A 12,173-nucleotide genomic window follows, 5' to 3' on the forward strand; every position below is an offset into this window, starting at 1 on the left:
CTCACAGCTTCACCGACACATCAAGGAAGATACCGCGACCGGGCAGGCCGAAGTACAGCGGATCGCCACTGACGGCCTGGGTCCCGGCGTAACCGGTGAACTTCTTCACATTGAAGAGGTTGTTCACGTCCACGCTGACAGAAAAGCCCTTGGTGCCCCAGGGACCGGTTTCCGTGCGGTAGCCCGCTGCGGCGTCCACCGTCAGGTAGCCGGCGATGCGCTGGTCGTTCTTGAATACCAGGTTGCCGTCGTCGTCGGTCGTGTTATCCAGGCCGTACTGGTGCCCCAGGAACTTGCCCATCAGCGAGCCGAAGTAACCGGTGCTGCCGCTGTAGAGCAGGCCCAGCGCGGCGGTGACCTTCGGTGTTCCGGCCACCTGCACGCTGCTGTTCTTGTAGGTGGCCTTGTTGTAGCTGGCGTTGCCGTAAAGGCTGAGCGCATGGGTGAGGGCCCAGGTGCCTTCGACTTCCGCGCCCTTGTAGATCGCGCCGCCGCCGTTGACGAAGGTGTCTTCGTTGCCGTTGCCGGTATCGACTTCCGTCTCGGTGATGAAGTTGGAGAAATTGACGTAGTACACATCCGCGCCGAAGGTAAATTCACGCGAGGCGTAGGCGGTGCCGATCTGGTAATTCTTGGTGAGTTCCGGATCGAGGCCGCGCGATCCGTTCACCTGGATCACGTCGATTGGCGGAGCCAGGAAGCCCTTGGCCGCCTGCGCATAGGCTGTCCACGAATCACTGAGCTTGTCGTGCACGCTGATCGACGGCAACGTGGCACGGTAGGTGGCCTCGGCATTGATCGGGACCGGCGGCGACACCTTGTTCAACGGCGCGTCGAGCGAGCGCGTCACTTCCGAATAGCGTACGCCAGGGCTTACCGTGATTGCATCGGTCACTTTCCAGTCGTACTGCACATAGGGCTGCACGGTGTCGGTGCGGTCGTCGAGAAGGTAGTTGTCGACCGGGCCGTACTTGGTGCCGGTCTTGGCGCCGGTGGTGAGGTCCAGCGGGTATTGGTACCGCGCATCCAGGCTGCGCTCGAGCCAGATGCCGGTCAGGAAGGTACCGGGGCCAAGGTCGTGACCCAGTCGCAACACGTTGCCGAAGGCGCGGAAACCGGAGTCGGAGAGCTTGCCAGGAAGGTCCGTCTTCGACGTGGATACTTTCTTGCCGGCGGCGTTGTAGAACGTCACGCCGTTGTCGGCCGGGTCGATGTCCGAAGCGTCGGCCGCCTTGCGGGCCCAGTGGTCGAAGCTGTTGTAGTACACCTTGTCGTCCAGATCCCAACCAGCAAGCTGGGTGGCAAGACCAAGGTAGGTGAAGCTGGAATAGTACGCCGCGTTGTTGGCGTCCTTGTCATTCTGCACGGTGGGGTCATCGCCCAGGCCGAAGCGCCAGCCGTACTGGTCGATCTCGGCCTTGGTGGCGCCTTGCACGGTGTTCTGGTGCTCGCGGTTGTAGCTGGTGAGGAAGGTGAGCGTAGTGACATCACCCAAGTTGCTGATGGTCTTGATGAAAGCGTGGTCGCGCTTGTCGTCGGTGCCCTTCAGGAACGTTTCGCTGGACTCCTTCGACAGGTCGGCGAAGATCTTCGTATTGCCTACCGTCTCATCGGCCGTCACGCCACCGGCGTGCGTATCCCAGCTGCCTACAGTGAGATAAGCCGTGATGCCGGGATCATCCGACGGATCGCGCGAGCGCAGTGCCACGGTGCCGCCGAAGGTGGCGTTACCGATGGTGGTTCCGCCGCCCGGACCGCGGTCGATCTCGGCCTGCCCCAGCACGTGGTTGTTGAAGTACGCCGAGGTGGTGTGGTGCAGGTCGCTGGCGTCGCCGAAGGGAATGCCATCGAAGGTGATGTTGAACTGGCCGTCCTGGAAGCCGCGGATGCTGATGCCTTCGTTCTTGCCCAGGCCTGGGCCTTCGGGCGAAGTCACGGTAACGCTCGGCGCGTACTTGATGATGTCGTCGAAGTTGGCGTTGAAGCGCAGGCCATCGCGGATGAAACGCTCATCGATCACCGAGGTCGGCTGGCTGGCTTCCAGCGGCGCCGCGCTGGGGGCAAGCGTATCCACGGCATTTGCATGCACGCTCACCGGCGCGAGATCGCGCGCCTGGTCACGGCTGTCGATCGCCGGGATATTGGTGCTTGCCGGCGCCGGGCCGGCCCCGACGTTTCCCGGGATGACGGTCACCGTGGTGGGAGTGACGAAACGGTAGGTCATGCCGGTACCGCGCAGCATGGCGTCCAGTTGCTGGGTGGGTTTCAAGCCCGCCGTCGTGGCATTGCTGCGCACGCCGTCGGCGATCTCGGTACCGTAGACCACTTGCAGGCCCGCATCCTGCGCAAAGCGATCGAGCGCCTGCGCCAAGGGCATCGACGGAATGGCTTGCGCGACGGGAGCGGCGTCGACGGGCGTGGTGGCGAGGCTGGCAAAGGCCAGGGCGATGCAAAGGGCGAGCGGCTTACGCATGGAGGCAAATACCCGGAGGGGAGAAATCGGCGCGGAGTGATCCGCTAGGTCCCCAGTTAAGAGTGGCCGGGCGCACAAGTGGGTACCGCCGATTCGATGAATTTTTTCTTACAGCTTCGTTGCTGTTTTGCGCTTGTCGCTGGCCACCGTTACGCGTACGTCCGTTGCCGTGCGCTCTACGCGCACGCCGGGAAGCGTGGCCAGGTAAGCGAGGAAGGCGTCCGCATCGTGCGCCTTGAATACACCGCTGATGCGCTTGGCCGCCAGCGTCTTGTCGTCCACCACCAGTGGTCGGGCGACGTATGCATTGAAGCGCTGCGCTACCTCCGCTACCGGCATGTCGTGGAAGCGGATCTCCGTGGGAAGCCAATCCGTGGCGCGGGCGATGTCCGTGCTGCCATGGTCAAGCAACCGGCCGTCGCGCGCCACGCGCGCTGATTCGCCACCGCCCAGTTCAACCACCGGTAACGCCGGTGGCTCGCTACCGGCCAGACGTGGTGCCAAGCGATCGATCCAGCGCAGCGTGCGCTCCGCCACGGCGACGCGGCCGCTGATCACGGCAACGTCCGTGGCATCGCCATCCGTGCGTACGGTGAATACGGTGCCGATATCGGTAAGCACCTGGGTGCCCACGTGGATGGTCATCGGGCGACCCGGATCCTTGCCCAGGTTGAACAAGGCCGCGCCGCGGAGCAGTTCGATCGAGCGTGTCCCGGTGTCGAAGCGCACCACCATGGCACTGTCGCGGTCCAGTTCCACCACGCTGCCATCCTCGAGCGGCACTGTACGGGGCGTCGACGCGTCCGCGGCATACTGCTGGCCCGGTGCGGTCGGCACTGGCTGCATGGCCACACGAATACCCACGCCAAGCACTAGGATCACGCCTGCCGCGACTGCCAGCCGGCGAAGGGTCCGCGGACGCGGGGCACCGCTTGTGCGCTCCCGCAGCATGGCGGGAACCGGGTGAGCCTGCGTCGGAGTGATACGGAAGGGCACCACCGACGGCTCGCTGGCGGCCAGCGCCTTCAGTTGCGCGTGCGCTGCCTTTTCTGCGGCAGCGGCGGCTGGAAGATCATTGTGCAGCCCTGCGATAGCAAGGTATTCGGCCACGTGCTGTGGAGAGCGTTGCAGCCACGCCAGGAAGCGCGCGTTGGTCCGGTGGTCACCGCCGCCGCGCAATTCCAGGTACCAGGTGGCCGCTTCCTCGGTCAGGCGCCGCGAGGCCCGGCTGTTGGCATCAGTCATAACGAGCCATCCCTTGCCGGCACAGGGCCAATCCCTTGACGATGTACTTCTTCACCATGTTCGGCGAAATGGAAAGCGCTTCGCCGATGTCCTTATAGGGCATCTCGTCGCGGTAGTGCATCACCATCACTGCACGGCATTTGGGCGAAAGCCGTCCCATGATGTCGGCCAGGCGCTGGCGCCGCAGTTCACGATCCAGATCGTTGCCGGCCTGGCAAGGCGTGGCCAGCCGCTCGAGCACTTCGGGAAGCCCCTCGCTACTCACCGGCGCGCGCCGGCGCATCTGCGCATGCTCCTTCACCAGATTTCCCGCTACGGTGAAAAGGTAGGCCTCGGGATTGCGGATCGCGGCAACATCGCCGCCGCCGGTACCCAGCAGGCGCAGGTAAACCTCCTGGACCAGGTCCTGGGCATCCCAGCGGTGCGCCACGCGGCGCAGGAAATAGTTGGCGAGCGCAGGACCCTTGTCGGACAACAGCCGGGCCCAGCCCTGCAGGTTGTCGGCGGACACGAGAAGCTCCCGGGTGGAACGATCAGCCTAGGGAGCGATCATGACGGTTACGTTGCGCTGGATAGGGGCGCGACGGCCATCCATTACCATGGTCGTATGACCGATTTCCCCATCGGGGAGGTACTCCCCGACATCCTCACCTCCCTGGTCGCACACCCGCGCCTGGTGCTCGAAGCGCCACCTGGCGCGGGCAAGACCACGCAGGTGCCGCTGGCGCTGTTGGATGCACCGTGGCTGGAAGGCCGCAACATCGTGGTGCTGGAGCCGCGCCGCATCGCCGCGCGTGCCGCGGCGTCGTTCATGGCGCGACAGCTGGGCGAAGAGGTGGGCGTGCGGGTGGGTTACCGTATCCGCTTCGAATCGCGGATCAGTGCGGCAACGCGGATCGAGGTGGTGACCGAGGGCATCCTTACCCGGATGCTGCAGGACGATCCCGAGCTCGCCCATGTGGGCGCGATCCTCTTCGACGAATTCCATGAGCGGCATCTGGCCGGCGATCTGGGTGCTGCGCTGGCCCTGGACGTGCAGGCGGCGATGCGGCCGGACCTTCGCCTGGTGGTGATGTCCGCCACGCTCGATGGCGAGCGCGTGGCGAGGTGGTTCGACTGTCCACGCATCAGCAGCCCGGGGCGCAGTTTTCCCGTGGTAGTGGAATATCCGCCGGCACGCACGCAGGAAACCATCGAGCAGCACCTGGCGCGCACCGTGGTACAGGCGCTGCGCGACAACGAGGGTGACGTGCTGGCCTTCCTGCCGGGACGGCGGGAGATCGACCGCACGCGCGGCATGCTCGAAGCGATGACGGGCGATGAAGTCGAAGTGATTCCCTTGCATGGCGAACTATCGCTGATCGACCAGCAAGCGGCACTTGCGCCGTCTGAACCCGGCGCCCGACGCGTGGTACTGGCAACCAATGTGGCCGAATCCAGCGTCACGCTGCCTGGAATTCGCGCCGTGGTGGATTCCGGGCTTGCCCGCGAGCCCCGATTCGATCCGAATTCGGGCTTCACCCGGCTGGCGACGGTCAATATTTCCCAGGCCTCGGCCGACCAGCGTGCCGGCCGTGCGGGAAGGGTGGCTGCGGGGCGGGCGTATCGCCTTTGGGCGCAGAGCCGGCGGCTGGAGCCGTCGCGCACGGCGGAGATCGCGCAGGCGGAGTTGTCGGGCCTGGCGCTGGAGTTGGCGACCTGGGGCAGCAATGACTTGCCCTGGCTCGATCCGCCACCAGCCGGGGCGATGGGCCAGGCACGCGACCTGTTGTTGCGGCTGGGCGCCCTCGACGCTGGCGGCCGGCTTACGCAAGTGGGGCGTGGCATGGCTACGCTGGGCGCTACGCCACGACTGGCGGCTGCCGCCCTGCGCGCGCCTGACACCTTGCGTCCGCTGGTGGCGGATCTGCTTGCCCTGATGGATGCACGCTCGCCCCTGCGCGGCGAACTGTCGCGCAGCGACGACTTCCGTGCCCGGTTGTCCGCGCTGCACCTCTGGCGCGACGGTGGCGCACGGCGCGTGCGTGACGCCGATGTCGGTGCGCTGGCGGCCATCGAAAAGGCTTCCATGGGTTGGCGCCGCCGTCTGGGCGTGCGCCACGGGGCGTCCGGCGTGCCCGACAGCCGTACCGTGGGCGACTTGATGCTGCATGCGTTTCCCGATCGCGTGGCGCGGCGCGATGACGGCAACCCTCTGCGCTACACCCTCGCCAATGGTCGCGGCGCGCGCCTGCACGAGGCTTCGGCGCTCTATGGCGAGCCCTGGCTTATCGTGATTGAACTGCGCCACGAGTCACCGGACAGCTTTATCGTGGCCGGTGCCCCCTTCGACCCGGATTCACTCGAGCGGGAATATTCATCGCTGTTCACCGACGAGCGCACCTTGCGCTGGAACGACGAGCGAGATGCGGTGGAAGCATTCCTCGAGCGACGTTACGAAGCCATCGTGCTTGAGCGGCGCAGCGTGCCGGTGACGGCGGAAGACGCCCTGCCGGCGCTGATGGCCGTGGTGCGCCAACGTGGGTTGGGCGCATTGCCCTGGAGCGATCATGCCCGCAACCTGCGTGCGCGCATCCAGGCGTTGCGCGCATGGCGACCTGAGCTGGAGCTTCCCGATGTGGGCGACGAGGCTCTGCTGGGCTCTCTCGACGCATGGCTTGCGCCGCACCTTGCAGGCAAGCGCCGCCTCGATGCCATCGCAGCCGCCGATCTTTCACAGGCGATGGCCGGCATGCTCGACTACCAGCAGCGCATGGCCCTGGATGCCCAGGCCCCGGAGAGCCTGCGCGTGCCCAGCGGCATGACCAGGGCGCTTGCCTATGGCGTGCACGAAGACGACGCAGCCGCGGCGCCGGTGCTGGCGGTGAAGCTGCAGGAGCTGTTCGGCATGGCGGATACGCCCCGCGTGGCCGATGGCCGCATACCCGTGATGCTGCATTTGCTGTCACCGGGCGGCCGGCCGGTGCAAGTGACACAGGACCTCAAGGGCTTCTGGGACCGCACCTACCCTGAGGTGAAGAAGGAAATGAAAGGTCGCTACCCCCGTCACCCGTGGCCCGACGACCCCTGGGCCGCCACGCCCACGCATCGGGCCAAACCTCGCGGTACATGAATACCGCGAGGCCTCGGGCGCGTCAGGCCTGCTTTCGGTTGAAGAGTTTCTTGATCGCCGCCCCAATCGCGACAATACCGATGATCAGGAATTTCTTCAGGCCAAGCAGCAGCAAGCCGAGCTTGGCGAACAGGCCCGCCTTGGCGGCGATGCCGCCGGCCACCAGTGCGGCGATGCCATAGGCTGCCACCTTGTCGGTGCCGGGGCTGAAATCGGTGTAACGCACGCCTGGGTCGAACTCGGTCATGGCCAGCACCTTGGGCATGTCCGCTTCCACTTTCGGCAGCAGCGTGAGCGGCGCCACGGCAGAGAGCTGCAGGTAACCATGGCGGCCAAGCACGCGAATGTCGTAGTTGAGCGATCGACCGCTATGGCCATCCTTGGTGAACTTCAGATCGCGTGCCCAGTACAGTTTGTGCGCGGCGGCATCGTAATGCGGCGGCGTGGCCCAGCCCACCAGTTCGATCGCCGGGTATCCCTGCTTGACACGCTCGGCACTGGATTCCTCAACGCCTTTCTTCATGTCCTTGAGCAGATCGTCGTAGTCGATGGTGCTGGCGTCGTCGTCCTTCACGTGTCCATCGTCGGAATAAGTGACCACCACCGCCCAGGTACTTTCATCGACCAGCGCGGAGGGTGTTTCACCCGGCACGATCATGCCCAGTACGTCCTTGTCCGGTGGATTGCCCCAAAGGTCGGTAAGCACTTTTTGTGCGTCATTGGCCGAAAGGAAGGAATAGCCTGGTTGCAACGCCAGCGTGGCGTGCGCGGCGGGTACCGGTACGGTGCCGGTCTGCAGCTTGAGTGAATTGAGCAAGGCCCGTTCGGAGGCGCCTTCATCCGCAATGGCATGGAAGGGCGCGGCGAAGAGCGCCGCAAGCATGGCCATGCGGGCCATGCCGGACATGATCGTCATTGAAGTCCCCTGGTTTGGCGGACACCCCCCGGTGTCCGGCGGACAGTGTAAAGAACTAGCCCAGCGGGCGCACGCGCAAATTCCGCCCCTTGATCTTGCCGGCGCGGAGGCGTTCAAGGGCTTTGTTGGCGACGTCGCGCTGGATGGCCACATAGGAACGCGTGGCGAAGACGTCGATCTTGCCCACGGCCGTGCCAGGCAGGCCGGCGTCGCCGGTAAGGGCGCCCAGGATATCGCCCGGGCGCACTTTTTCCTTCCGCCCGCTATCGACCACAAGCGTTTTCATCGGTGCCAACTGTAAGCGCTTCTTGGCTGGCGCAGCGCGCAGTGGTTCCACTTCGAAATCGCCCATGGCCTTGACCTTGGCGTTCTCGCGCGAGGTCACCAGGGTAATGGCAAGGCCTGCTTCACCGGCGCGGCCCGTGCGGCCGATGCGGTGCGTATGGGTGTCCGCGTCGTGCGCCACGTCATAGCTCACCACCAGCGGCAGGCCGGCGATATCCAGGCCGCGCGCGGCGACATCGGTTGCTACCAGCACGTTACAGCTTCGGTTGGCGAAGCGGACCAGTACCTCATCACGATCGCGTTGTTCAAGGTCGCCGTGCAAGGCCAGTGCGGAGAAACCGAGCTTGTCCAGCGCGTCGGCGACGACCTCGGTGTCCTTGCGCATATTGCAGAACACCAGGGCGCTTTGCGAATCCACGCCCAGCACGCGGGCGAGAGCGTCGACCTTGTCGCCGTCCACCGCCACGAAACGCTGGCTGATGGTGGTTTCCACGGGTGCCGATTCGATGGTGACCTCGACAGGATTCTTCTGCAGGCGCTTGCTCTGCCGGCGGATCTCGTCGGGATAGGTGGCTGAAAACAGCAAGGTCTGATGGTGCTTGGAGATACGGCCGACGATATCGTCGATGGCTTCGCCAAAGCCCATGTCCAGCATGCGGTCGGCCTCGTCCAGCACCAGTACCTTGATGCCGCCGCCATGCAGGCTTTCTTTCTTCAGGTGTTCCTGGATGCGCCCAGGCGTACCCACCACGATATGCGGGTCGTGCTCGAGCGAGGCCAGCTGCGGACCCAGCGGCATGCCACCGCACAGGGTGAGCAGTTTCACATTGGGGATATTGGCGGCCAGCTTGCGGATGGATTTGGAGACCTGGTCGGCCAGTTCGCGCGTGGGGCAGAGCACCAGCGCCTGCAGGCGGATGGTGGACTCGTCCAGCGACTGCAGCAGCCCCAACCCGAAGGCGGCCGTCTTGCCGCTGCCGGTGCGGGCCTGGGCGATCACATCGCGGCCTTGAAGGATCGGCGGAACACTATGTTCCTGAACCGGGGTCATGGCGGTATAACCCAGCGCCGCGACGCTGGCTGCGAGCTCGGGGCGGAGGGAAAGGGCGTCGAAGGTGGTCATGACGCCATGATCGCATCTCCGGGGCTTCGACGCCCGGGCCACACCTTCGTAAATCGACGTTTAAGGCTTTACGGGATGAAAGGCATCCGCGAGCGCGGAGTAGCCTGCCACGCGCAACAGCACGATGAACAGCGTGACCATGCCTCCGAGCAGTACTCCCAGACCGGAAAGCCCCCAAAGCGCCATCTGCAGTTTCGTGGGGACGGAGTCAAATCGAGCAGCAAGCGCCTCGATCCGCCAGTCGAGCCTGTCGACCTTGGCGGAAAGTTCGGAAACCTGCTTCACCAGTTCCGCCAGGGACTCCCGAATGGATCGGAACTCAACGGTATGAGCGTCAACGTCGCTGCGTAGGCCTAATACCTCGACCTCAAGTTTTGCAACCCGCTGTTCCATGCGTTCCTCTACACAACGATCAATAGCCGGATTGGACGTTACTTCAATTCACCGGGCGTCGTATGTAGGAACTGACCTTCTAATCTGTCATCCGGCTATGCGGGGTTCACCACTGCTTACGCTCGGGCAACAACCCCTTCAGCTCCACTTCTGTCAAATTCCGCCACTGCCCAACCTTCAACTTCCCTAAGCGGACGTTGACGATACGCACCCGCCTTAACTGCGTCACCCGGTAACCGAACTCCGCCGCCATCAGGCGGATCTGCCGGTTCAAGCCCTGCGTAAGCACGATTGAAAAGCCGAATTTTGCAATGCGCCGGGTGCGGCAGGGTTTGGTCATCTGGCCACGGATGCGTACGCCGCGCGCCATGGCGCTCAAGAATTCATCCGTCACCGGCTTGTTCACCGCCACGAGGTACTCCTTCTCGTGGTTGTTCTCCGAACGGAGGATCTCGTTGACGATATCGCCGTTGCTGGTGAGCAGGATCAGGCCTTCGGAATCCTTGTCCAGGCGACCGATGGGGAAAATCCGCTGGGGGTGATCGACGAAGTCGACGATGTTGCCGTCCACGCCGTGCTCGGTGGTGCAGGTGACGCCCACCGGCTTGTTGAGCGCGATGTACACCGCCTTGCGCGCCGTCGGCGTGGTGGCCAGCGTGCGCGCCACCACCACTTCACCATCCACGTGCACTTCGTCGCCGTCGAGCGCCTTGGCGCCCATGCCGACGGTTTCACCATTGATGGTGACGCGGCCGGCCTGCAGCCATTCGTCGGCTTCGCGACGCGAACACAGGCCCGCCTCGCTGATGTATTTGTTGACGCGCACGGCGAAGCCTTCTTAGGAGCGCAGGCCGGCGCCGCGGCGCAGCAGCACCAGGGCAACCACGGTGAGGCCCACCACGAAGGCCAGCATCACCGCAAAGGCGGTGACGACGTCCACATCGGACACGCCCAGCACGCCGAAGCGGAAGGCATTGACCATGTACAGGATCGGGTTCACCTGCGACATGGTGTGCCAGGGCTCGCCCAGGAGGTCGATGGAATAGAACACGCCGCCCAGGTAGGTGAGCGGCGTGAGCACGAAGGTCGGTACCAGCGCGATGTCGTCGAACTTCTTGGCGAACATCGCGTTGACGAAACCGGCCAGCGAGAACACCGTGGCGCCCAGCAGCACTGAGAAGAAAGTGATCGCCCAGTGCGTGATGTGCAGGTCGGTGAAGAACAGCGCGATCACAAGCACCAGTGCGCCCACGACCACGCCGCGCGTGACGGCGCCGATCACATAGCCGGACAGCATCACCCAGTTGGGCATTGGCGACACCAGCATTTCCTCCACGAAGCGCTGGAACTTGGCGCCGAAGAAAGAGCTGGAGATATTGCCGTAGCTGTTGGTGATGATGCTCATCATCACAAGGCCCGGCACGATGTACTGCATGTAGGTGAAGCCGTGCATGGTGCCGATGCGCGAACCTACGAGCTTGCCGAAGATGACGAAGTACAGCGTCATGGTAATGGCGGGCGGAATCAGCGTCTGTGTCCAGATGCGGGTGATCCGTGACACTTCCCTGCGCACGATGGTGCCCAGGGCCACCATGTTGATCGAGGCGCTCATGCCACCACCTCCCGGCCGTGTTCCACCAGCCGGACGAAGAGTTCCTCGAGGCGGTTCGTTTTGTTGCGCATGGATGTGACCACCACGCCGCGCTGGGTCAGCGCGGCGAACAGGGAATTGAGATCGTGCGAACGGGCCATCTCGGCCTCGATGGTGTGGTCGTCGACGCGGCGCAGGGTGACACCTGCGATCGTCGGCAGCTCGGCCGGGACCGAGGCCACGTCAAGGACGAACGATTCCACATCGAGCTTGGACAGCAGGTTCTTCATCGAGGTGTTCTCCACGATCTTGCCATGGTCGATGATGGCAATGTTGCGGCACAGCTGCTCGGCTTCCTCCAGGTAGTGCGTGGTCAGGATCACCGTGGTGCCAGCGGCGTTGATGGCGCTGACGAACTGCCACATCGAGCGGCGGATTTCGATGTCCACGCCGGCGGTGGGCTCATCCAGGATCAACAGCCTCGGTTCGTTCATCATGGCGCGGGCGATCATCAGGCGACGCTTCATGCCGCCGGACAAGGTACGGGCCTGCATATGGGCCTTGTCCCACAGGCGTAGTTCCTTGAGGTATTTTTCGGCGCGCTCGCCGGCGGTCTTGCGCCCGATGCCGTAGAAACCAGCCTGGTTCACACAGATGTCGAAGGGCTTCTCGAACTGGTTGAAATTCAGTTCCTGGGGAACCAGGCCGATCAGCTGCATGGCAGCCGAGCGGTTGCGGTGAACCGAAACGCCGAAGATCTCAGCCTCTCCCCCGGTGGCATTGACCAGGGAGGACAGGATGCCGATCAGGGTGGACTTGCCGGCGCCGTTGGGGCCGAGCAGGGCGAAGAAGTCGCCCGGTTGCACGGTAAGCGAGATGCCCTTCAGGGCTTCAACGCCATTGCCGTAGGTCTTGCGCAGGTCGTTGACCTGCAAGGCGGGTGCGGACATGGGGGGAGGGAGCTTTTTAAGACGTAAGGCCTTCATTATAAAGCAGCTGTGACCGGGCTGCTGGCCTCCCGGGGGTCCGATCGCG

Annotated in this window: 10 protein-coding genes; 1 reads left to right on the forward strand and 9 read right to left on the reverse strand. The window is 64.2% G+C overall.

What is annotated here, in order from left to right:
* Position 1: 1 nt before the first annotated feature.
* The 3 genes from VGM71_RS01470 to VGM71_RS01480 form a co-directional block, all read right to left on the reverse strand.
* Positions 2-2,473, reverse strand: a complete 2,472-nt coding sequence (locus VGM71_RS01470; RefSeq protein WP_331541992.1) for a TonB-dependent receptor — start codon at positions 2,471-2,473, stop codon at positions 2-4.
* Positions 2,474-2,581: 108 nt separating this feature from the next.
* Positions 2,582-3,718 (reverse strand): FecR family protein, encoded by a 1,137-nt coding sequence (locus VGM71_RS01475; protein ID WP_331541993.1) that lies wholly within the window; start codon positions 3,716-3,718, stop codon positions 2,582-2,584.
* Entirely contained in the window at positions 3,711-4,229 is a 519-nt protein-coding gene (locus VGM71_RS01480) for a sigma-70 family RNA polymerase sigma factor (protein ID WP_331541994.1), read from the reverse strand. Before VGM71_RS01480 ends, VGM71_RS01475 begins: the two co-directional genes overlap by 8 nt.
* 96 nt (positions 4,230-4,325) lie before the next feature.
* Here VGM71_RS01480 and hrpB point away from each other — a divergent pair, with 96 nt between their 5' ends.
* Positions 4,326-6,830: an ATP-dependent helicase HrpB gene (hrpB, locus tag VGM71_RS01485; protein WP_331541995.1), complete on the forward strand. Its 2,505-nt coding sequence runs from the start codon at positions 4,326-4,328 to the stop codon at positions 6,828-6,830.
* A gap of 22 nt (positions 6,831-6,852) precedes the next feature.
* On the opposite strand, the gene VGM71_RS01490 is transcribed toward hrpB, so the two are convergent.
* From VGM71_RS01490 to VGM71_RS01515, 6 genes are all read right to left on the reverse strand, one after another.
* Positions 6,853-7,746 carry a DUF2167 domain-containing protein gene (locus tag VGM71_RS01490; RefSeq protein ID WP_331541996.1) on the reverse strand — a complete coding sequence of 298 codons (894 nt, stop codon included), beginning with the start codon at positions 7,744-7,746 and terminating at the stop codon, positions 6,853-6,855.
* A 55-nt stretch (positions 7,747-7,801) separates the two neighbouring features.
* Positions 7,802-9,154: an ATP-dependent RNA helicase DbpA gene (gene dbpA / locus VGM71_RS01495; protein ID WP_331541997.1), complete on the reverse strand. Its 1,353-nt coding sequence runs from the start codon at positions 9,152-9,154 to the stop codon at positions 7,802-7,804.
* A 60-nt stretch (positions 9,155-9,214) separates the two neighbouring features.
* A complete protein-coding gene (locus VGM71_RS01500) occupies positions 9,215-9,547 on the reverse strand; it encodes a hypothetical protein (protein WP_331541998.1) in 333 nt (110 codons plus the stop codon).
* Positions 9,548-9,653: 106 nt separating this feature from the next.
* Complete coding sequence (locus VGM71_RS01505) at positions 9,654-10,373, reverse strand: pseudouridine synthase (RefSeq protein WP_331541999.1); 720 nt, start codon at positions 10,371-10,373, stop codon at positions 9,654-9,656.
* A gap of 12 nt (positions 10,374-10,385) precedes the next feature.
* A complete protein-coding gene (locus VGM71_RS01510) occupies positions 10,386-11,159 on the reverse strand; it encodes an ABC transporter permease (protein ID WP_331542000.1) in 774 nt (257 codons plus the stop codon).
* Complete coding sequence (locus VGM71_RS01515; RefSeq protein WP_331542001.1) at positions 11,156-12,088, reverse strand: ABC transporter ATP-binding protein; 933 nt, start codon at positions 12,086-12,088, stop codon at positions 11,156-11,158. The genes VGM71_RS01510 and VGM71_RS01515 overlap by 4 nt, the downstream gene beginning before the upstream one ends.
* Positions 12,089-12,173: the final 85 nt, after the last annotated feature.

The sequence above is a fragment of the Luteibacter sp. genome (assembly GCF_036499525.1).
In the GTDB taxonomy this organism is placed as follows: Bacteria; Pseudomonadota; Gammaproteobacteria; order Xanthomonadales; family Rhodanobacteraceae; genus Luteibacter.